Genomic DNA, 21781 nt, shown 5'->3' with positions numbered 1-21781 from the left:
GGACGTGAAGCCCACGGGGCCCGCGCGGCATGGCGGGCCCCGGTGACGGCTTCGGTGCTTCAGTGCACCAGCCGCTCGGAGGAGCCCGAGCGCGGCACGGCCACCCGGCCCATGCAGGCCAGGATGTGCTCGCGGTACTCGGACAGCTCGCGCAGGCCGCACAACATCCAGCGCCCACCGATGACCAGCGTGGGCACGCCGCGCACGCCGCGCCCGGCCGCGTCGCGGTGCTCATCCAGGATGAGCCGGCGCGTCTCCTCGGAGCGGAAGGCGGCGGAGAACTCGTTCATCGCCAGGCCCACGCGCGACGCCAGCTCGAACACCACGTCCGGCCGCGACACGTTGACGCCCTGCTCCAGCGCCGCGCGCTGCATCGCCCGCGCGAGGAACATCCGCGCATTGGGGCCCTGCAGCCGCGCGGCCTCCAGCGCCGCCAGCGCCGGCACGCTGCTGCGCGGCGGGTCTCCGCCCAGCCACAGGTCCGTGGAGAGCAGTGGCGCGGTCAGGTCCGCCTCGCGCTGCGCACGCTGCACTTCTTCCACGAGCCCGCGCTTCTCGCGCTCCGTGGGAAGCACGTCGTGAACGCGCAGAGGGTAGGGCCTCACGCTCCAGCGGACGGCGTCGCCAAACTCCTGGCGCAGTACGTCCAGGCGCAGGTCGGCGAGATAGCACCAGGCACAGAGCACGTCCTGGTAGACGGTAACCTGCAGCGGCTTGTGCAGCGTTTTCATGGGGGGCCGCCAGATTAGAGGCCACGCCGCGCCGCTGCCAACTCCCCATGACAACCGGCCCGTGAAGGCATTCCTGTGTTCCTGTGGAGCATCCAAGGTACCTGCGGCCCTGGCTGCTCGCCTGCTCCAGGGCATGCGAGCAGTCTTGGACACCGCGCCTGCTACCCGCCGGACACCCGCGTGCCACCGGACTTCGCCGCCGCGTAAGCCAGCGCGTGCTCGACGATTTCTCCCGCGATGTCGCGCCCCGTCGCCCTCTCCAACCCCTCGAAGCCGGGGCTGGAGTTGATCTCCATCAGCCGGGGACCCGCGTGGCCCTCCAGCATGTCCACGCCCGCCACCTCCAGGCCGATGATGCTCGCGGCCCGCACGGCCGCCTCCGTGTATGCCGCCGGAAGCTCGATTGCCTGCCCCTCGCCGCCGCGGTGGATGTTGGAGCGGAACTCGCCCTTCTTCGCGCGCCGCCGCATCGCCCCCACCACGCGCTGGCCCACCACCAGCGCCCGCACGTCCCGGCCCTCGCTCTCCGCGACGAACTCCTGGAGCACGATTTCCTGACCCAGGTCCCAGAACGTATCCAGGATGGTCTGCACCTCCGGCAGCGTGTGCGCAATCATCACGCCCACGCCCTGGGTGCCCTTGATGAGCTTGATGATGACGGGCAGCCCGCCCACCTCCTGCACCAGCTTCTTCACGTTGCTGCGGTCGTGCGCCATCACCGTGCGCGGGATGTCCAGTCCGGAACGCGACAGGAACTGCAGCGCGCGCAGCTTGTCCCGGCTGCGCGCGATGGAGGTCTGCGGGTTGAGCACCGGCACCCCCATCATCTCGAAGTGGTTCACCACCGCCAGCCCGTACGCGGTGATGGACGCGCCGATGCGCGGCACCACCACGTCCACGCCGCGCATCTCCACACCGCGGTAAGTCATGCGCGGCGTGCCCTGCGCGAGCAGCAGGCAGCAACGCAGCGTGTCCAGCACCAGCGGGCGGTGTCCCCGCTCCCGGATGGCCGCCACCAGGCGTCGGGTGGAGTACAACGAGCGCTTCCGGGACAGGATGGCCACCGTCTTCTTCACGCGGCCACGACGCGGCGCGGGATGCTCGGGTGCCTTGGACCCAGGCATGGCCGGGGCCTTCTTCTGCTGGATTTTTCGGGGAGACATGGGCGGAGCAATCGAGCGTAGCACGTACCCGCGGACACAGGCGGCTGCGGGGGGCGCGTTTGCTATCCTCCCGTGACAGATGAGCGCGACAGATCCGCATCCCGACGACATCCACACCAGCCCCGGAGATGCCGCCGGGTTAGACCTCGCCCACTCCCCGTTGTTGGGAGAGACGCTCGTGGTGGACCCGCGCACCACGGTGAAGCTCCACAAGTGCCGGCTGGCCGTGACGTCCGGGCCGGACACGGGCCGCTCCGTGGTGAGCGACAAGGAGCGCCTGCGCTGCGGCGCGCACCCGGGCAACGACCTGATTCTGGTGGAGGACCGCACCGCCAGCCGTCACCACTTCGAAATCCAGTTCACCGAGCGCGGCTACCTGCTCGTGGACCTGGGCTCCACCAACGGCACGTTCCTGGACGGGCGCAGGATTGAGCGCGCCTACCTGTCACCGGGCTCGCAGATTCGCGCGGGCTCGTCGGTGCTCACCTTCGCGCCGCTCGACGAGGAGGTCACCGTCGAGCCGGACCGCGACGGCGAGCTGTGCGGCATGGTCGGCCAGAGCATGAAGATGCGCCAGATATTCGGGCTCATCAAGAAGATCGCCCCGCTCGACGTGTCCGTCATCATCCAGGGCGAGACGGGCACCGGCAAGGAGCTCGTCGCCCGCGCCATCCACGAGCTGTCGGGCCGCAACAAGTCCCCCATGGAGGTGCTCGACTGCGGCGCCATTCCGCCCAACCTCATCGAGAGCGAGCTGTTCGGCCACGAGAAGGGCGCCTTCACCGGCGCGGTGAGCGGACGGCCCGGCGCCTTCGAGCGCGCGCACGGCGGCACCATCTTCCTGGACGAGCTGGGCGAATTGCGCCTGGACCTTCAGCCCAAGCTGTTGCGCGTGCTGGAGAACCACGAGGTGCGCCGCGTGGGCGGCAACGACGTCATCGAGGTCAGCTGCCGCGTCATCGCCGCCACCAACCGCGACCTCATGAAGGAGATACAGGCCGGCAACTTCCGCGAGGACCTCTACTTCCGCCTCTCCGTCATCACCATCCAGCTGCCCCCGCTGCGCCAGCGCCGCGACGACATCCCCCTCATCCTCAAGGGGGCCCTCGCCGCCCCCGACGTCGTCCAGAAGCACGGCAAGAAGCGCTTCTCCGCCGAGGCCATGGGCCTGCTCATGGCCTACCCCTGGCCCGGCAACGTCCGCGAGCTCATGAACGTCCTGTCGCATGTCTTGACGTTCAGCGAGGGTGAAGAAATCCAGCCGTCGAGCCTTCCTCCGCGCGTGCGGGGTCAGGCGCGGGAGGGCCCGCTGCCGTTCAACGAGCACCTCTCCTTCAAGGACGCCAAGGAGCAGCTGCTGGAGAACTTCGAGCGCGAGTACGTCACCAGCGTGCTCACCCGCTGCGAGGGGAACCTCTCCCGGGCCGCGCGCGAGAGCGGCCTGCACCGGAAGTCCATCGAGCGGCTGGTGAAGAAGTATCAGCTCGACACCAAGGGCATGAAGCCGCGCTGACCCTGGGGGTGTTTCCACCCCGCTCCCGGTGCATGTGACAGACATGAGACATGACGCGCTCGGTCTGTAGCGCCCACTGACAGACATCCCGCCCCCACGGGCAAGTTGACGTATGTCCTCCCGGGGAGAACTCCCGGGAAACTGCGTGCTGCCATGAATTCCTACCCCCGAGGGAATGGTGGCCAGTCAGGACAGGCGATGGTGGAGGCGGCCCTCACGCTTCCATTGGTCGTGTTCTTGTTGCTGGGCACGCTGCAGTTGTTCCTGATGCTGCAGGCGCGCGTGTTGGCGCACTACGCGGCGTTCCAGGCCACCCGTGCGGGCAGCATCGCGCATGGCGAATGCGAGCGGATGACGCATGCGGCCATCCTCGCGTTGATACCTTCGTTCCATTCGTTCCTGGGTCTGTCGAGCGCGACGGACGAGGTGCGGCATGGCGGCGGCGGCGGCGCGCCGGCGAAGCTCGCGGCGGCGTTCGCGGCGCGGCGGGACAACCGCTACCGCGGCGGCCTGGACGGCGTGCACACGGGCAGCATCGTGTGGATCAACCGCGCGCTGGTGGGCGGCGGCATCGACGGGCCGCAGGACCGCGCGTTCGATGATCCAGGCCACTTGAGGCGCCTGGAGGTCCAGCTGGTCTACTGGTACCCGATGCGCATCCCGTTCGCGAACTGGGTGATGTCGCGCATGTTCATGGCGCAGGCGGGCATCGAGGACTACACGGCGGCCAACCCGCTGATGCCCGCGGAGGCGAACGCGAACTGGAACCAGGGGGAGTTCACCTCGCCCATCCAGCTGGCCTCGGACGTCCGCTCGGAGCTCGCCGCGCGCGTGGCCCGCCAGCAGTACGTGTTTCCCATCGAGACCAGCTTCACCATGCGGATGCTGACGCCCGCCAAGCGGCGCCACTTCGCCACCATGGATTGCCCCCGATGACACGCGCCCATTCCCGTGGTCAGACGATGGTGCTGTTCGTGCTGGGCACGCTGCTCATGGTGCTGATGGTGAGCCTGACGCTCTCCTTCTCCATGAAGGTGCGCGAGCGCATCGAATTGCAGACGGTGACGGACGCGGCCGCGTACTCCAACGCCGTGGCCACCGCGCGCACCTTCAACAACATCGCGGTCATCAACCGCGCGCAGATTGGCCACGCGGTGGCGCAGGCGGGCGCCACCAGCCTGGTGAGCTGGGCCAGCCTCTACCGCGCGCAGCTCAACGCCGCGAACACGGGCTTCGGCATCGGCAAGAAGCCGTATCAGGCGGCCATCGCCAGCGGCTGTCCCTGCGCGCCCAAGAAGTCCTGGTGTCGCCAGCGGTGCCGCTGCGGCAAGAAGGGCGTGGCGGACCTGAACATGCTGCAGACGCAGCTGCGCATCGAGCAGGCCCGCGTGGAGGCCGTGTTCCAGTCCATGGAGCCCATGGTCAACCTGCAGATGCTCTCGCACCAGATTGCCCAGGGCGTCTTCTACGCGGCCCAGCAGCAGAACTACCAGGAGCTGCGCGACGCGGTGGACGACCAGGCCTTCGCCAACCGCATCCTCGGCAACGTGGTGGGGCGCGGACGCAACCCCCAGGACGCCGCCTGGCGCGTGCCGGACGTGGGCAACGTCAACGAGGACGAGCTCACCGGCGGCATCGCCTGCGCGGGTGATGGCGCCGTCTGTGACTTGCCGCTCACCGTCGCGCACGCCGTCAACGCGGCCATGGGCAGCCGTGGCTTCCACTTCGTCACCCACCGGCAGTGGCGGCTGGGTGACTACAGCGCGCACCAGGCCAACCTGGACTTCGTCATCTGGTTCCCCGACGAGGTGGTGGTGCTGCCGGACACCAACGGCACCACGTACTTCGGCAAGCCGGGCCGGAAGATGCCGATGCTCCCTCCGTACGCGCCTGCGCTCACGGGCGACGACACGGGCCGCATCGGCTGGATGTACGACCACCTGCTGCACGGCGGAGACCCGGTGGCCTGTCCGGCGAGCGTCGCGGGGGTGCAGTCCACCAAGGCCTCGCTGGTGACGTCCGGCGGTATCATGCCCCGCCCCGAGCACACCTGGACGGGAGGCAGGGACCCCGGCGGTCCGTTCAACCACATGCTGGTACCGTGTCTGGGCGGGCCCTCGTCGTGCCCGGGCATCTGGCCGCCGTTCCTCGACTACAACGTCGTGCGCATCAACAATGACGACAACAACTACGGGCAGCCGAAGAACTTCGCCGTCGTGCAGCGCGACCTGATGGCACGCAGGCTGGACCCGTGGGACCTGTCCTTCCGCTACCGCTTCGAGTCGGGCGGTGGGGGCAACGTGTATGACGCCCGCAGCTTCAACCTGGCGGACGGCACGCCCAACAACACGCAGACGGCGCTGTCCACGGGCATCGCCTACTACCACCGCGGGCAGAGCCTGGGCTTCCACCACTGGAGCGAGCCGCCCAACCTGCTCAACCCCTACTGGCGCGCCACGCTGGTGGGCGTGGACGTGGATGAGGACGGGGTGGGGGACGCCATCGACACGCTGGGGCTGAGCGCTCCCGTCGCGGCACAGACCTTCCGCGAGCTGCGCAACGCGGGCTTCAAGGGGCTCCAGAGATGAACGCTCGTCACGCACGTCGCTCGAAGTCCCGCGTGGCCCGTGGACAGGCCTTGCTGGAGGCCGCCATCGGCGTCACGCTCTTCGTCACCATCGTCGCCTTCGGCATCCACTTCGCGGAGGTGGGCTTCCTGTCGCTGAAGGTGCAGGAGGCCGCGGTCTCCGCGCTGTGGGACGGCACGCACGGGCAGATGCACCACATCCCCGTCACGTACACGCAGGCGGGCAGCTCCATGCGGGACGCCGCCGCGAGCGCGCAGGAGCGCTACGCGGACTTCAAGGGCCTGTCCTCCACGCCGGGCGGGGGCCGCGTCACCATGGCCTTCACCCGCGGCACCGGCATGCAGGTGAGCTGCGGCATGGACGCGGGCGTGGGCTGGGCGGGCGCCATCGCCACGCGCCTGGTCTACCGGGACAACGGCGGCACCGCGTGTGGTGCCTCGGCCACGTTGAGCGCGTGGCGCTTCCCCCGCTCGTTCCTGGACGGGCCCGATGACGGCGCGCTCTACCAGAAGCAGAACCTGGACGACTCGCTCGCCAACCTGCAGGTGTGCGCGGTGGGCCGCGCGGTGGGCGGCGCATGCCAGGGCCGCTTCTCCATGCTCGTGGACGACTGGGGGCTCGCGGGGGCGCTGGAGTCCGCCACGTGCAACATCCTCATGCAGGACCAGCTCATCCCCTGCACCAACGTGCCCTTCCACGCGGCGGCGTGGTCCACCTACGCGCCCACGACGCTGCCCATCCAGGCGTCCGCGAGCAACCTGGCGGAGGCCACGCTGTTCTGGAACCCGCTGCCGCCGACGGCGCTCGCCATGGTGGGCCTGGGCATGAAGGAGCACACCTTCTGGATGAGCGCCGCGGGTGAGGACGTCGTCAACTTCGTCCAGACGCCCCCGCTGATGGACCCCATCTCCCGCTTCTACCCCACCACGCCCGGCTCCTACATCGGGCTCACCACGTTCCCGTACAGCCTGGCGCACGCGCAGCGCTTCGGCAACGGCGCCTGCTTCCTCGGAAGGGATTGTGATTGAGATGACGCGAGGACTCCTCTCGTGGACCCGGGGTGCCTTCCTCCTCGTCGCCGTGCTGACGGCCGGCCTGGCGCGGGCGGATGGCAGTCAGTGCAGCGCCGATTGCATCACCAAGTCGGACGCGATGATGCGCTCGTGCATCGACAAGTGTCCTCCGCCCCCGGATGACCCGACCCGGCCCGGGCCCTTCCAGTCCTGCATGGCGCGCTGCCAGGAAAAGCAGGAGAAGAAGTTCGCGGAGTGCTCGGAGCGCTGCGTGGACCCGGAGGGAATCGAGACACCGCGCAAGGGCAAGAGCGGGCGCGTGCGCTAGCGGAGCGAGTGATGACCCACGCGAAGAGCTGGCTGCGATGCGCGGTGATGGCAGGGGTGCTCGTGTCCGGTGTCGCGGCCGCGCAGCGCGCGCCGTTCAAGTGGGAGGTGCCCGGCGTGGTGGGCGTGGTGGACGTCTCCGCGCCGGTCATCGCCAGCGGCATCCCGGTGAAGATGACGGCGGTGCGCAGCAAGGAGCGGCCGGAGGTCATCCTGCGCTCGCTCGTGGACCGCTTCCTCGTCTGGGGGCTGCACGTGCCCGCGGCCTCGCTTCAGCCGCAGCTCCTGCGTGAGCCGATGGTCACCGCGCTCGATACGCGCGAGTTCATCTCGTACACGGCCATCGTCCAGCCCAACCCGGACGGCACGACGACGGTGTTCCTGGGACAGGCGGACCTGTCCAAGGCGCCGCGCGTCCAGTCCAGCGTGGCCCCGGTGTACCCGGGCGGCTCGGGGCTGTTGCAGTCGGAGATGGAGGGCGCGCGCACGCTCGTGTACTCGGCGAGCGCCAGGGCGTTGGACGTGGAGGTCTACTACCGCAACGAGCTTTCGCAGGCGGGCTTCGAGGAGGTGGAGCCGATGCTCTTCCGCTCCTCGCAGGACGAGCTTCATGTCCGGGTGACGCCGGCCAAGGAGGGCAAGGTGTCCGTCGTCGTCGTGCGACGGGGCGTCGCGCCCGAGGAGGCGCCGAAGCCGGCCGGTGATTGAAAGCGCCGCACCGAGCGTGTTACGGGCGCTGTCGACATGAGCGACGCGCCCTCCCAGGACAAGGACTTCAAGGACACCGTCAACCTGCCGCGCACGGACTTCCCGATGAAGGGGAACCTGGCGCAGCTCGAGCCGAGGATGCTCGGCTGGTGGGCGGAGCGGGGCATCTGGGGGAAGCTCCTGGAGAAGAACGCGGCCGGTGAGCCCTTCGTGCTTCCTGACGGTCCGCCGTACGCCAACGGCCACCTGCACGCGGGCCACGCGCTCAACAAGGTCCTCAAGGACATTGTCGTGAAGTACCGCAACCTGGTGGGTCGCCACTGCGACTTCATCCCGGGTTGGGACACGCACGGTCTGCCGATTGAGCAGGCGGTGGAGAAGCGGCTGAAGGACAAGAAGGTGGACAAGCGCACCCTGTCGCGCGACGCCTTCCTGGAGCTGTGCCGCGCGTACGCGCTGGAGTTCATCGACATCCAGAAGACGGAGTTCCAGCGGCTGGGGGTGTTCGGCTCGTGGGAGGCGCCGTACAAGACGCTCGACTTCTCCTACGAGGCGCAGGAAATCAGGGAGCTGGCCGGCTTCGCGCGCCGGGGCATGCTCTACCGCCGCAAGAAGCCGGTGTACTGGTGCCTCCAGGACCAGACGGCGCTGGCCGAGGCGGAGGTGGAGTACGAGGAGCACGAGTCCCCGTCCGTCTACGTGGCCTTCCCCGCAGGCCCCGAGCTGGCGGACCGGGTGCCTTCGTTGAAGGGCAAGGCCGTCGACTTCGCCATCTGGACGACGACGCCGTGGACGCTGCCGGCCAACCTGGCCATCGCCGTCAACCCGGAGCTGGAGTACGTGTTCTACCAGCTGGGCGCGCGCGTCATCTGCGTGGCCAAGGACCTGCTGCCCAAGGTGCTGGCGGAGGTGAAGTCGGACGAGCTGGCGGTGAAGCACGTGGAGCTGCCGGGCGGTGAGGTCTCCGCGGCGGCGCTGGTGGACCCCGCGCGCATCCTCGCGTACGCGCGCGGCGAGGAGCTGGAGCACCTGACGTACCAGCACCCGTTCTACGAGCGGCGTGGGCGCATCCTGCTGGGCGAGCACGTCACGCTGGATGCGGGCACGGGCCTGGTGCACACGGCGCCGGGGCATGGCCAGGAGGACTACGAGGTCGGCCTGCGCTACGGCCTGGACATCTACAACCCGGTGCGTCCGGACGGCCGCTACGACGACACGGTGGGCCCGGCGCTCGCGGGCAAGCGCGTGTTCGAGGCGAACCCGCTGGTCATCGCGGTGCTGGTGGAGAAGGGCGCGCTGCTCAACGACGCGAAGGACACGGTGGCGCACAGCTATCCGCACTGCTGGCGCTGCCACAACCCCATCATCCTGAGCGCGACGTACCAGTGGTTCATCCCGATGGATGCGCCCTTCCACGGGGAGAAGACGTTCCGCCAGGAGGTGCTGGCGGAGGTGGACAAGGTTCGGTGGGTGCCCTCGTGGGGGCACAGCCGCATCCGGGGCATGCTGGAGACGCGGCCGGACTGGACCATCAGCCGTCAGCGCACGTGGGGCGTGCCCATCTGCATCGCGTACTGCGAGGGCTGTGACGAGGCGCTCGTGTCGCCGGAGCTGATGGAGAAAGTGGCCCAGGCGGTGGAGAAGGAGGGCGCGGGCGTGTGGTACCGCACGCCGGTGAAGGACTTCCTGCCGGAGGGCTTCGCGTGTCCGCGCTGCGGCAAGGGTGAGTTCCGTCGCGAGACGGACATCCTCGACGTGTGGTTCGACTCGGCGTGCATGTTCTCCGCGGTGCTGGAGCGCAGGCAACGGCTGCCCGCGGACCTGTTCCTCGAGGGGAGTGACCAGCACCGCGGCTGGTTCCACTCGTCCATGCTGGTGTCGGTGGGGACGCGCGACCGCTCGCCCTACAAGGCCTGCCTCACGCACGGCTTCGTGGTGGACGGCAAGGGCGAGAAGATGTCGAAGAGCCTGGGCAACGTGGTGGCCCCGGAGAAGATCATCAACCAGTACGGCGCGGAGGTGCTGCGCCTGTGGGTGGCGGCGAGCGACTACCGCAACGACGTGCGCCTGTCGGACCAGATTCTCAAGGGCCTGTCGGAGGGCTACCGGAAGATTCGCAACACGGTCCGCTACGCGCTGAGCAACCTGTACGACTTCGACCCGGCGAACGATGCGGTGCCGTACGCGCAGCTGTCGCCCTTGGACCAGTGGGCGCTGGGGCGGCTGGCCGAGGTCGTGGCCCGGGTGAAGCAGGCGTACGAGGACTACGAGTTCCACCTCGTCTACGCGACGGTGGTGGACTTCTGCGCCGGTGACTTGTCGGCGGTGTACTTCGACATCCTGAAGGACCGGCTCTACACGTGGCGCAAGGACGGGGCGCCCCGGCGGGGCGCGCAGACGGTGTTGCATGAGGTGGCGTCCGTGCTGCTGCGGCTGCTCGCGCCGGTGATGAGCTTCACGGCCGAGGAGGCCTGGGGCTTCCTGCCGGGCAAGTCGACGGAGAGCGTGTTCCTGGCGGGCTTCCCGGAGCCGGGGACGAAGCTGTCGCCGGAGCTGGCGGAGCGCTACGCGAAGCTGTTCGCGGTGCGCGAGGCGGTGCAGGGCGTGCTGGAGGCGGCACGGCGCGAGAAGCGCATCGGCGCGTCGCTGGAGGCGCGCGTGTTGCTGATGGCGTCCGCGTCCGTGCGTGACTTCCTGATGCAGCACCTGGACGAGCTGCCCGGGCTCTTCATCACCAGCCAGGTGGAGGTGGTGGACGCGGAGGGCATCGATGCGGCGGTGCTGGACGTGACGCGGGTGTTCGGCGACGGCGCGAAGCTCCTGGCCGAGGTGAAGCCCGCCGCGGGCCACAAGTGCCCGCGCTGCTGGACGTACTCGGAGGCGGTGGGGCAGGGCGGCGACGTGTGCCTCAAGTGCCGCGAGGCGCTGGCGGCGTGAGCGCCGGATGCCCGGTGGGCTCGCGCCAGTCCCAAGCGGACGGCGCGGGCTCTGGGGCGCGCTGAGATGAAACGGGCCCGCGCTTCCGTGAGGAGACGCGGGCCCGGATGTTTCAGGTGGTGTGTCGAACGCCTACGGAGGCGGAGGCGTGGTCGTGCACTCGGCGACGGGAGCCTGGGTTGCCCGGACCGAGTCACAGTCCAGCAGGGAGGCGAGGCCCGTGAGCGGCTCCACCATCAGCAGGCTGCGCGGGCGGCCCGACTTCGCCGAGAAGTTGAGCTGAAGGTTGCCCGGCGCCGCCGCGGTGAGCGCCGCGGTGTTGTCGAGCTGACCGCGCATACAGGTCAGGTTGCTGACGGCCCGGCCCGAGCCCGGCAGGTAGCAGAGCCCATGGACTGGCGTGGCGTTCATGGAGTCCGGGATGACGACGTCCGGGCCCGTCTCGGAACAGCACTCCGGGCTGGCGCGGCACGTGGTGCCGGTGCAGGCATCCCTGGGGCAGGTGTTGTTGTCGAAGTCGTTGTCACACGTCAGCCGCTCCCAACGGGCCACCCGCTTGCGGGTTCCATCGGGCAGCAGCACGTTGTTCTCCACCACGATGCGGACCGGCTGGTTGGTGGCGATGGCCCGCTGACGCGCGCGCAGCGCCGACGACCACAGCTCGCGGGTCGCCGTCGCCTCTCGCTGGCCATCCAGCGGCTTGCTGATGCCCACCACCGCCAGGGTCACCATCATCCCGACGACGGCGATGGCGATCATCAACTCCAACAGCGTCATTCCTCGCGTGCGCATCATCCTCAAGGCCCCGGAGCGGGCTGCAGGCCCGCCGACACGAAGTTCCGGGGAGACACCCGGAGGGTATAGGTCCGGCGCCTGAAGCCGTCCTGGGGGAAGCCGTCCTCATCCGGGATGTTGATCTTCGCCGGGTCCACCACCGTGCGGTCCGAGCGCGGCGTCCGGATGACCAGGTCGATCTCCACCTCGCGAATCCGTCGGCGAAGCAGGTTGCGAAGGTCGGCTTCGTTGGTGGGCGCAGCCTCGATGGGCGCCACCACGTTCACCGCGCATTCCGCATTGCCAGTCGTGCACTGGTCGATGGGCGGGCGAACCCCTTCCTCGGGGTACCACCGGTAGGCGAGGGCCGGCTGGGTCAGGTCGATGACCGCGAATCGAACCTGCATCCGCTCCACGTCCCGGCTCACCACGGCCCAGTTGGCCGCGCCGGGAGCCAGGTACTCCAGCGCCGGGTGGCCGCCCCGCCAGTTCACGCGATACGCCGCGCTGACGGTGCGCATGATGTTCCACCCGGAATCGGTGAACATGCCCACATCACTCGTGCAGGGCCCACTGGTGGTCGCGGCGGCGCCATGGCCTGGAGAGGCCTCGATGACGGAGTCACCGGTGCGGACGTTGGTCACCCGGAAGTGGCAGGCGAGCGCACCAGCCGTCGGGTTCGCGACGAGCGCGGGGGTCGGCTGGCCCGAGGTGGGCTGCAGGCGCGTGTGGGGGGCCGGGGCGGTGCACAGGATGTTCCCCGACTTGACGGATGTAATGTTGGGTCTGCCGGGGGCCGCGAATGCGTCACATCGCTCCATCGTCACCATCGTCCGCGGGTCACCCCAGTAGAGCTGCAACACATCGGACGTCATGTCGGCGTAGGGCGTGCCCGCGGGAGGCAGCGCGAAGGTCGCGTCCGCGGCGAACGGCGGGGTGGCCGTCGCCATGTCCAGTGCGGTCCAGCTCTGGATGGCATAGCGCTGGTCGCCTTCCGAGAACTGGATGGGGGAGTTGCCCATGCCGATTCCCGCGCGCTGCACGTCCAGGGTGAGCAGGTCCTTCACCGCCCGCCCCGTCACCTGCGCCACCATCGTCTGTTCCTCGGTGAGGGCACGCCGCTGCACCTGCATGCCCGCGACCAACCCGATGCCGAGCACGATGACGCCCAGCGCGCTGGCGATCATCACCTCCAGCAGCGTGAAGCCGCCCATGCGACGAAGGGTCTTCCTCATGGCGCCATCCGGGTCTGCATCACCACCACCTGGCGGCCCTGCCGGCCCCGCTCCAACCAGCTCACCGAGACGCGGACGTTGGCCACGTTCCCGGCAAGTCCCCCGCCCAACTGCCGGGTGACGGCCGGCAGCCCCGCCGCGCCGTTCTCGATGGAGCCCGGAAGGCCCACACTGGGACTGTCGATGTCCACCGCCACCTCGTACTCACGCGCGACCACGCCCGCGGCGGGCGCGACGGTCCGCAGCTCTCCAGCCGCCGTCTGCCACACCTTGGTGCGCCGGTTGTCCCACGGTGCCAGGTTGGCGCAGGGCGGGGTGGCCGTGCAGCCCTCGGACATGATGCTCTCGAGCGTGCGCTCGGCGATGAGCTGGGCCTGCGTGGCGGTGAGGGTGCGCCGGTTGGACGCGCTGATCTGCGTCACCAGCATCATCACCGCCGCGATGCCCACGAGCATCACGGCCATGGTGGCCAACACCTCCAGGAGCGTGACGCCCCTGGAGGCCTGCAACCGCGACGACTTCATCGAGGCAGTCTCCCGTCCGGAATCGGGTCGTAGATGAGCACTCGCGAGCGGGTCTCTCCCGAGTTCGCCGCCCCATTGTTCCACTTGTTCTTCTCACCCACCAGCAGGGGCTGTCCCGTGGCGGGCAGGATGAAGACGTGCTCGTCGTGCACCACCGGCGCGCTGGTGCCGTGGCCCACCAGGATGGAGCTCGTCATCGTCGTCTTGCCCGCCCCATCCGGCGCCTGGTTCGCCGTGTAGAACCGGCCGCTCGTGGTCTCGCTCAGGTTGCAGACGTCCGCGGCCGCGCCCACCGCGGTGGTGGTGAACACCTTGTCCCCGCTGAGCGACACGCCGCCCCACACCGCCTGGCCCGGGTCGAGCGGCTGCACCCACAAGGGGTCGAGCAGCGCGCAGGGCTTGGAGCCGTCCGGGTTCGGGTCCTCGAAGGCCATCAGGTGGTAGCGGTAGTCCTCCTTGTTCGGGGGGCCATCGCCAATCTCGTCCGGGTTGTCACCCGTGCCGAAGTAGATGCGCACCACGGGCTTGGCCGTGTCGCGCAGCACCTTCACCGCGAGGTTGGAGTGGATCTGCTGGAAGTGGGCCGTCCCCGCCGGGTTCGAGGCCGCGTCCGTGTGGGTCGAGGCCGCGACCGGCGCGCTCGCCACGCGGCAGGTCCGCACCTGCCGGCCATACGTCCGGGTGGAGTCCACCGAGTCCAGGTTGATGCGGTAGACGCTGCCGGCCGTGGTGGGCACGTACATGACGTCGTAGTGACCATCGCGGTTGAGGTCCAGCATGGCGGTCGCACCCGCGATGCCGGAGCCCTCGTCGAGCGTGATGACGCCCGCGTGGGCGCCCTTGCCGGTGCCCCGCTGCAGCGGCTTGCCCGTCTTCATGTCCAGCAGGTAGAGCGTGCCGGCGCGCCCGGCCGTGGGCTTGAAGTCCGTGCCGATGATGGCCGCCCAGGTGCCGGTCGTGTCGCCGGAGCCCCACTGGATGCGCGTGACGGACGCCGGGTGACGTGAGCCGGTCTGGTCCGGCAGCAGCACGTCATCGTCGTCGTCGGCCTCGTCCGTGAACGCGTCCAGCAGGGCGTCGTTCTTCAGGTTGTACTCCCACAGCGGCATCGGGTAGTCGGCGCGCGTCGCGGCCGGGTCCGTGCTGGGGTGGGTGACGTCGAGCGCGAAGATGATGGGGCTGCCCTTGCCCGTGGCCGACACGAGCGTCGTGCGGGCGCCCTTCAGGGGCCGCTGCAGGGCCGTGGTGGCCGTGGCGGGCGTCCACGCCTCGCCGAGCCCGCCGAAGTCCACATTGGCCAGCGTGGGCGAGGCATCCATCGTCGGCTTGGGCTTGGTCCCCGAGCCCGCGTACTTCACGTAGTGGTAGACGTAGTCCTTCAGCAGCCCGCCGGGCATGTACGCGAACAGCTCCTTGCCCGTGCCGTACTGCCGCGGCGCGATGGGCTTGGCGCAGGTGGAGCCCGAGTGCAGGAAGTAGCCGCGCAGCATGATGTCGTCGGAGCACTCGTCCTTCCCGTTGAGCCGGAAGGCGCCCGAGTCGAAGGCGTGCAGCACGCCCGTCATCGTGCCCACGTAGGCCACCGTCGGACGCTCGGAGAGCTTGGACATGAAGTTGCGGCGGTAGACGTCGCGCTCGGCCGGCAGGGCGTTCATCGCCCAGTTGTCGAGGTACGGGGGCACGGCCACGGCCACGGTGGACAGGTTGATGCCGCCCATGGCCCACGGGCGCTTCACGTTCGTCGCACCGGGCAGCTGATGGTCCTCCCAGCCGTAGAGCCACTCGCGGAAGACGTTCCGGTCGTTGAAGCCCTCGGTGATTCGCGCGGCGGGGGCCATGGTGGGCGTGCCGCACTTGCCGTCGCTGTTCATGTCGAAGATCTTCTTGCCGGCATCGAGCTGGTTGCAGAGCGAGTCGGGGAACGCGACGCTGTTCGCGTTGTCCATGTCATCTTTGAGCGTGATGCGGCTCTGGTCCGGCTTCATCGTGTAGATGGTGCGGTTGAGCGGATCCTCGTTGCGCAGGGTCATGGCCATCACCCGGCCACCGTCCCAGCGCTCGACGACATTGGTCAGGTTCGTGTTCTCGGGGTCATAGAGCGAGCGGAAGTACAGCCGGCCTCGCAGCGAGTAGTCCTTGCGCCCGTCGTACAGCCGGGTGGAGGCCTCGGGCATGCCCACGCCGGGCCAGTTCTTGCCCCAGGCGCTGCCGGGCGTCTCGTTCACACCCCAGAGGATGGCGTTGCCCACCGTGGAGGGCGACGAGCGGGAGTAGCTGCCCGAGCGCACGGCCTGGTAGCCCACGTTGACGTTGTCGACCACGGGGACGCAGCGGTCGTCCGGGCTGGTGATGTCCACCTTCCAGCACAGCTGCGAGCCGGTGAAGCCCATCTCCAGCAGGTCCAGCTCCTTCACGTTCGGGTTGCCCGTGTCGAACTGCACCGGAATCCAGGTGCGGTTGGGGTTGGGCTTCTTCACGTAAACGCCACCCTGGAACTCGAAGGTGTGGCAGTCCACCGCCACCGAGTAGGTGATGGTCGGCGGCGCGCGACCCGGAACCGAGCAGGCCCCCGGCGTCTCCTCGGTCCAGCAGGGCGGGGACGAGCACATGTGGGCGGCGGCGGGCGCGACGTCGTCGTAGCGCGTGAAGCGCACCTTGGTGATGACGAAGTCCTCCGCGTCGCTCAGGTCGATGTCGTTCGACAGGCTCGCGGAGCGGAAGGTGCCGCCGTTCACCTTGTTGATGACGAACACCACGTCGTTGAAGTCGCGGTCACCGCCACCCGGGAGGTCCTCGAAGCCGAGAATCCAGCGGAAGGGGTCCGTGGACGGTGCGCCCACGATGACGTGGGGCATGGCGTTGCGTGTGCCGCCGGGTCGGTCGATCTTCGCGCGCTCCTTGGGCATGACCAGGTTGCCGTACGTCGCCTCGTTCTTCAGGCGGTAGAGCGTGTCGTCGTCCAGCCAGCCGCACAGCTTCGTGTTGCTGGTGCCGGCCACCACGCACTGGTTGGAGGCCGTCCCCTGGGGGTCGTCGGCGGTGCAGTTGTCCTGGTACGGGCAGCCGATGTTGCGCTCCGCCACGACCGCGGCGGAGCTCGAGTTCTGGTCCAGGTTCCAGGCGGACTTGGAGAAGAACACGTTGATGGGGGTCTGCAGGTGCAGCAGGCACTTGCCCGCGCTGTCCTGCTTCAAGCACGGATAGACGGTGCCCTCGTTCGGGCCGTGGTTGGAGCTGTAGTAGACGATGAGGAAGAACACGATCTCCCGGTTACCCTGGATGGTGCCCAGGTCCACCGTGCGGTCGCCGAGGTCGATCTTGTCCGCGGAGTCCGGCGCGGGCAGCGGAACGCCCCGGTTGTCATACGTGCTGACGTTGTAGTCGGGGACCGCGTCGTAGTCGTCCGACATGTCCTTGACGGGGGTCATGCTGAGGAAGGTCGTCTTGTCGCTGTCGTCGTCCGCGAGCAGGAACACCATCTGCCCGATGCCCTTGCCGCCGTTCTTGTCGTCCGCGGGCTCGAGCAGGTTGGGGATGCGCGGGAAAAGACCCTTGTCGGAATAGTCATCGGTGGCGGCCGTGCCACTGCTCTGGGACGTGCCGACGATGTCCGTGTCGATGTGCGTGGAGCCGCCGCCTGGGCGGGCATCCGCGAGGCCAGCGCCGCCGGTGACGCGGCGCCAGGTGTTCGCGCAGCTCGCCTTCATCGCGATGGCAGGCTGAGAGTACGACTCCCCGTCGGAGGTGAAGACAGAGCTCGCGCAGCGGCGGTCGGCCGGGTCTCCGATGAAGTCCCGCTTCTTGGGGCCCGACTGGGGCGCGATGTTGAAGAGGTCCTCGTGCAGGTCGAGGACTCCGTTGCCGTTCGAGTCGATCAGGTCTCCGTCCGCGTTCAGGTACTTCGCGGCCTGGTCCAGGTACATGTAGCCCAGCGCGTGCGAGGCGCCTGCGGACTCGAACACGTAGCTGATGGTGACGCGCTGGTCGTACGGGAAGACGATCTTCTCGGGGTTGAGCTTCTCGGGCGGCAGCAACTGGATGTCGGCGTCGCCGCTGCGTCCGGTGGGGACGAGCTTCAGCTCCTTGGGGAAGGTCATCTGGCCCAGGTCGTTCTCGGCGTTGCCGAAGCCGGGCTGCTTGTCCTGCGCCAGGTTGTCCTTGCAGAGCTGGGCCAGACCGTCATCGGCGAGCGCGGCGGGCGTGGCCAGCAGGAGGAGCGTCGAGAGTGCTCGGTGGAGGGCTTTCATCGGGACTTCCCCTGGGCCGGCTTGTAGGTCTGGATGCCGTCGGTCCGCTGCTGCGCGCGGCGGGTCTCGAGGTCTTTCTGGAGCTGCTCACGCAGCCGTACGTCCTGAGGCGGCGACGGCGGGCGGGAGCTGGTCTTGAGGTAGGCCAGCAGCGCGTCCATCTCCGTCGGGGACATCCCCCGCGTGTCGCAGCGGGTGTCGTCCTTGACGCGATGGGGGTTGGCAATCCAGGTGCGCAGCTCCGCGCTGGGCGTCTGGCGCACCTTGCTGGTGAGCTCCACCCGCTTCTCACCCGCGGGACGTTGCTGCTGCTTCATGTGCGCGCCCCCCGACTTCTTGAGGGTCGCGGCCGAGGGCTGGGGCGTGAGGGTGTGGCAGCCGACACAGGCCTTCTGGAAGATGCGCTCTCCTTCAGGAGTCGCCGTGGCGAATCCTGGCAGGAGCAACAACGCGAGAAGCAAAGGGCGTTTCATGGATGACTCGCGGGACGGCGAGGAGTTCGTCAGGGAGGCGTGTTGTTGGGGAGCGTTTCGATCTGCGTGGTGTCGGGCGCGTTCTGCTCCCGCGAATTGTTGTAGTTGTTGTCAGAGCCGCAGCCGGCCATGTTGCAGCCGGGGCCGTAGGCCACCGCGCCGCTCTGGTTGGCGATGAGGGCCTGGACGACGGAGCGCGTGGGGCGGCCGTCGCGGCTCAGCACCTCGCCCACCGCGGCTACCCAGATGAGGCCGTTGCCGTCGGACGTGGGGTTCGAGTCGATGTCGTCGCGAACGAACACGCGGTAGCGGACGTTGTTCTGCTCCGGGTAGTCCGCGTAGGCGACGTTGTCCGCCCCCTGCTTCTCATGGGCGGGCATGTCATTCGGCGTCAGCCGCAGGTAGTTCCACGGGTCGCCAGGGCTGGCGGGCAGCAGCTCGTACCAGGGGGGATTCGCGCCCGCGAGGCCCAGCTCCGTCACCTCGGCGCCCGCGTTGATGATGGTCGTCAGCGTGTTCTCGTAGGTGGTGGCATCGAGCGCCGTGCGCAGGCGGATGGCCTCGCGACCCTCGGCCAGCCCCGCCTCCGCGGCGAAGAACGCCTCCTTCTGCCGGCGCGCGTCCGCCTGGGTGTCCGCCTCGCGGCCCACCACCCGGTAGCTCAGCATCACCGCCATCGTCACCACGAGCACGACGCCCAGCGCGACGAGCAGCGTGAAGCCTCCATTCGCTCGGGTTCGGGCCAGGTCTCGGTGCGTCATCGTCGCGGCTCCTCTGCGCTCCCCCCGTGCGGGGAAGGCTGGAAGTGTCGCGAACTCAGCAACTCACGTGCCCGCTGGGGCATCCCCGCAACCCTCTGAAATCGTTTCGGTGCGGGCTTTCACCCTGGCGTCGCGGGTCATTGGTGACCTCGCAAAAAGTGCGAGGTGCGACTCTTTGCGAGGTGCGGGCTTCAGCCCTCGAGCTCCAGAGCGCGCAGCCGGTCGATCAACGCCTGCATGCGCTCCTGGTGTGTGCCGGGCCAGAACACGCGGCGACAGTCGTTGCACTGCTGGAAGTGGGTGTACCTGCGCGCCACGTCCGGGGGGACGCGATGGGTCACCTCGTGGGGTTGGGCGGGACTCAGGAGCGCGTTGCAGGCGATGCACCGGGAAAACGGCTTCATCCGGGAGCCGAGCCCATAGCGCCGCACCACCTCGACCAACTGCTCCGCGGGGTCCGTGGCGCGAGGGAAGTAGCCGAGGACGACCTCGCTCCGCTTGAGCACGCCGAGGTCCCGGGTCAGCAGGACGCGCTCCTCGGTGCTCGAGATTCGCGCCAGCTCGGGGTCGTTGAAGTCGTTGCGCCACAGGGTGTCGAAGCCGAGCATCCGCAGGAAGCCCGACAGCCGCCCCAGTCCCACGTCGAGCACGAAGCGCGGCATGCCCTCGACGTGCCCGAGCGCCGGGAAGGCCTCGATGTGGGCTCCGGGCGTCACCCGATGCGTGAGCACCACCGGGGCGCCGTCGACCAGCACCCTGTCCAGCTCGGGATGCGGCGGGCCGAGTGACTCGATGAGGTCTTTGAGCGACGGCGAGCCCTGGGGCGCCACCTGCAGCCGCGTGCCCCGCTTCTCCGGCGCGACGAAGTCGTTCAGCCTTCCATGAAGTCGGACGGTCACCACGGTGGGTTGCTCCCGATTGCGTGACGAGGAGGACTCGGACCCTGGCCCGTGGGACGCCCCCGCTCGCGATTTTCACCGCTGTAAATGTACGATTTGGCGGTACGTAGCGGGACTGCGGGCTTGGCGCACTTCTATACTCCGCGCCCCGTCGGGCCGTCGTCGTCGGCCCGGACCATCTCTCGAATCGTCTCCACGGAAGCAGGCAGAGCGAATGAAGAAGACCCTTTCCTATCTGGCGTGCGCGGTGGTCTCGCTCACGGTTTTCGCTCTGGCGTGTGGGGATTCTTCGGAGCCGAAGACACCGCTTCCGTTGCCGGATGGCGGCGTGATGTGGGCCGAGTGCAATCCCCAGCAGGATGGCGGCGGCTGTGGTGCGGGTGAGGAGTGCCGCTTCGTCCCGTTCTACGACCGGTCCATCTGTGTCCGGCCGTGTGATGAGCAGGGCGCCTGTGGTCAGGCCGAGGCGGCGTGCTGTCCCACCGGCGAGGCGCGTGACGGAGGCGACGCCACCTTCTGTCTGCCGACCGAGGTGTGCGAGGCCACGCCGGACGCGGGCGCGGGCGATGCGGGCGAGGACGCGGATGGCGGCTCGCTGACGGACGACGGCGGGACGCTCGAGGACGCGGGACCGGGCACCGAGACCGACGCGGGCACGACGGACGCGGGCGGCCCCGTCATCGTGGACGACGCGGGCACGACGACGGACGCGGGTGGGCCGGTCATCGTGGACGACGCGGGCACGACGACCGATGCGGGCACGCCGACGGACGCCGGTGGCCCCGTCATCGTGGACGACGCGGGGACGACGATTGACGCGGGTCCCGGCACGACGGACGACGCGGGGACGACGATTGACGCGGGTTCTCCGGTCGACGCGGGTCCCGGCACGACGGACGACGCGGGCACGACGTTTGACGCGGGTTCCCCCACCGACGCGGGCACGGACGCCGGCACGCCCATCGATGCGGGCACGGACGCGGGCTCCCCCGTGGACGCGGGCACGCCGGACGCGGGCTCGTCGACGGACGCCGGGACGCCGACGGACGGTGGTCCCGCACCGGGCAGCTACACGAACATCCGCATCATGGCGTCGAACCTGTCGAGCGGGAACGGCCAGGACTACGACCCGGGCCACGGCATCCGCCTGATGCAGGGCGTGGATCCCGACGTCGTGCTCATCCAGGAGTTCAACTACAGGACGGACTCGGCGGCGGACATCGCCTCGCTGGTGAACCAGGTGGGCCCGGGCTTCTACTACTACCGCGAGGGCGGCGCGCAGATCCCCAACGGAGTCATCAGCCGCTGGCCCATCATCGAGTCTGGTGAGTGGAAGGACCCCGAGGTCGACAACCGCGACTTTGCCTGGGCGCGCATCGACATCCCCGGGCCCAAGGACTTGTGGGCAGTCAGCGTGCACCTTCTGACCCGCAGCTCCGGGGCTCGCAACGCCGAGGCGAGCGCCATCGTCACCGAGGTCCGCAAGAAGATTCCGGAGAGCGACTACCTGGTCATCGGCGGTGACTTCAACACAGACAGCCGCGATGAGAACTGCTTCAACACCTTCAAGAACGTGGTCGTCACGGAGTCGAAGACTGGGCCGTTCCCCGCGGACAAGAACGGCAACGGCAACACCAACGCCAGTCGCGGCAAGCCCTATGACCACGTCCTGGTCGACGCGGACCTGAACCAGTACCGCACGCCCACGGTCATCGGCTCCAACTCGTTCCCCAACGGCCTCGTGCTCGACAGCCGCGTCTACACCCCGCTGTCGGAGATTGCCCCGGTGCAGTCCAACGACAGCGGCGCTCCCAGCATGCAGCACATGGGCGTCATCAAGGACTTCCGCGTCCCCGCCTTCTAGCCGGACGCGGTGGGCGCGCGGCGG

At 68.9% G+C, this 21781-nt stretch carries 17 protein-coding genes; 8 read left to right on the top strand and 9 right to left on the bottom strand.

Annotated elements, in window-relative coordinates:
* Window positions 1–59 precede the first annotated feature (59 nt).
* On the bottom strand, window positions 60–731 hold the full coding sequence (locus tag K8640_RS37165) for a DsbA family protein (RefSeq protein WP_141324169.1): 672 nt from the start codon (window positions 729–731) through the stop codon (window positions 60–62).
* Between the two features lie 161 nt (window positions 732–892).
* A complete protein-coding gene (locus K8640_RS37160) occupies window positions 893–1894 on the bottom strand; it encodes a RimK family alpha-L-glutamate ligase (protein WP_223751432.1) in 1002 nt (333 codons plus the stop codon).
* 79 nt (window positions 1895–1973) lie between these two features.
* Between K8640_RS37160 and K8640_RS37155 the strand changes: the two genes are divergently transcribed.
* The 7 genes from K8640_RS37155 (at window position 1974) to ileS (ending at window position 10980) form a co-directional block, all read left to right on the top strand.
* Entirely contained in the window at window positions 1974–3407 is a 1434-nt protein-coding gene (locus K8640_RS37155) for a sigma 54-interacting transcriptional regulator (protein WP_194869094.1), read from the top strand.
* Window positions 3408–3560: 153 nt separating this feature from the next.
* Window positions 3561–4343, top strand: coding sequence for a TadE/TadG family type IV pilus assembly protein (locus K8640_RS37150; protein WP_141324167.1), 783 nt, complete (start codon window positions 3561–3563; stop codon window positions 4341–4343).
* Complete coding sequence (locus K8640_RS37145; RefSeq protein WP_141324166.1) at window positions 4340–5995, top strand: TadE/TadG family type IV pilus assembly protein; 1656 nt, start codon at window positions 4340–4342, stop codon at window positions 5993–5995. The genes K8640_RS37150 and K8640_RS37145 overlap by 4 nt, the downstream gene beginning before the upstream one ends.
* Window positions 5992–7023 (top strand): pilus assembly protein, encoded by a 1032-nt coding sequence (locus tag K8640_RS37140; RefSeq protein ID WP_141324165.1) that lies wholly within the window; start codon window positions 5992–5994, stop codon window positions 7021–7023. Before K8640_RS37145 ends, K8640_RS37140 begins: the two co-directional genes overlap by 4 nt.
* Window position 7024: 1 nt before the next feature.
* Entirely contained in the window at window positions 7025–7336 is a 312-nt protein-coding gene (locus K8640_RS37135) for a hypothetical protein (protein WP_223751431.1), read from the top strand.
* An 11-nt stretch (window positions 7337–7347) separates the two neighbouring features.
* Window positions 7348–8043, top strand: a complete 696-nt coding sequence (locus tag K8640_RS37130) for a hypothetical protein (RefSeq protein ID WP_141324163.1) — start codon at window positions 7348–7350, stop codon at window positions 8041–8043.
* A gap of 36 nt (window positions 8044–8079) precedes the next feature.
* Entirely contained in the window at window positions 8080–10980 is a 2901-nt protein-coding gene (ileS, locus tag K8640_RS37125) for an isoleucine--tRNA ligase (protein ID WP_223751430.1), read from the top strand.
* Window positions 10981–11112: 132 nt separating this feature from the next.
* On the opposite strand, the gene K8640_RS37120 is transcribed toward ileS, so the two are convergent.
* The 7 genes from K8640_RS37120 to K8640_RS37090 form a co-directional block, all read right to left on the bottom strand.
* Window positions 11113–11775: a Tfp pilus assembly protein FimT/FimU gene (locus K8640_RS37120; protein WP_141324161.1), complete on the bottom strand. Its 663-nt coding sequence runs from the start codon at window positions 11773–11775 to the stop codon at window positions 11113–11115.
* A 2-nt stretch (window positions 11776–11777) separates the two neighbouring features.
* The gene (locus tag K8640_RS37115) at window positions 11778–12989 is read right to left on the bottom strand and encodes a prepilin-type N-terminal cleavage/methylation domain-containing protein (protein ID WP_223751429.1); all 1212 of its coding nucleotides are present in this window, start codon (window positions 12987–12989) and stop codon (window positions 11778–11780) included.
* On the bottom strand, window positions 12986–13513 hold the full coding sequence (locus K8640_RS37110; protein ID WP_223751428.1) for a prepilin-type N-terminal cleavage/methylation domain-containing protein: 528 nt from the start codon (window positions 13511–13513) through the stop codon (window positions 12986–12988). The genes K8640_RS37115 and K8640_RS37110 overlap by 4 nt, the downstream gene beginning before the upstream one ends.
* The gene (locus tag K8640_RS37105; protein WP_223751427.1) at window positions 13510–17760 is read right to left on the bottom strand and encodes a DUF4114 domain-containing protein; all 4251 of its coding nucleotides are present in this window, start codon (window positions 17758–17760) and stop codon (window positions 13510–13512) included. Before K8640_RS37105 ends, K8640_RS37110 begins: the two co-directional genes overlap by 4 nt.
* Window positions 17757–18233 carry a cytochrome c family protein gene (locus tag K8640_RS37100; RefSeq protein WP_141324158.1) on the bottom strand — a complete coding sequence of 159 codons (477 nt, stop codon included), beginning with the start codon at window positions 18231–18233 and terminating at the stop codon, window positions 17757–17759. Before K8640_RS37100 ends, K8640_RS37105 begins: the two co-directional genes overlap by 4 nt.
* A 29-nt stretch (window positions 18234–18262) precedes the next feature.
* Window positions 18263–18994 (bottom strand): hypothetical protein, encoded by a 732-nt coding sequence (locus K8640_RS37095; RefSeq protein WP_223751426.1) that lies wholly within the window; start codon window positions 18992–18994, stop codon window positions 18263–18265.
* 191 nt (window positions 18995–19185) lie between these two features.
* The gene (locus K8640_RS37090) at window positions 19186–19896 is read right to left on the bottom strand and encodes a Mut7-C ubiquitin/RNAse domain-containing protein (protein ID WP_223751425.1); all 711 of its coding nucleotides are present in this window, start codon (window positions 19894–19896) and stop codon (window positions 19186–19188) included.
* 211 nt (window positions 19897–20107) lie between these two features.
* Here K8640_RS37090 and K8640_RS37085 point away from each other — a divergent pair, with 211 nt between their 5' ends.
* Window positions 20108–21757, top strand: coding sequence for an endonuclease/exonuclease/phosphatase family protein (locus tag K8640_RS37085; RefSeq protein ID WP_223751424.1), 1650 nt, complete (start codon window positions 20108–20110; stop codon window positions 21755–21757).
* Window positions 21758–21781: the final 24 nt, after the last annotated feature.

The organism is Myxococcus sp. XM-1-1-1 (genome assembly GCF_020037095.1).
Classification (GTDB): domain Bacteria; phylum Myxococcota; class Myxococcia; order Myxococcales; family Myxococcaceae; genus Myxococcus; species Myxococcus fulvus.
Note: the sequence above shows the minus strand (reverse complement) of the source record. Positions and strands in the feature narration are given on the sequence as shown.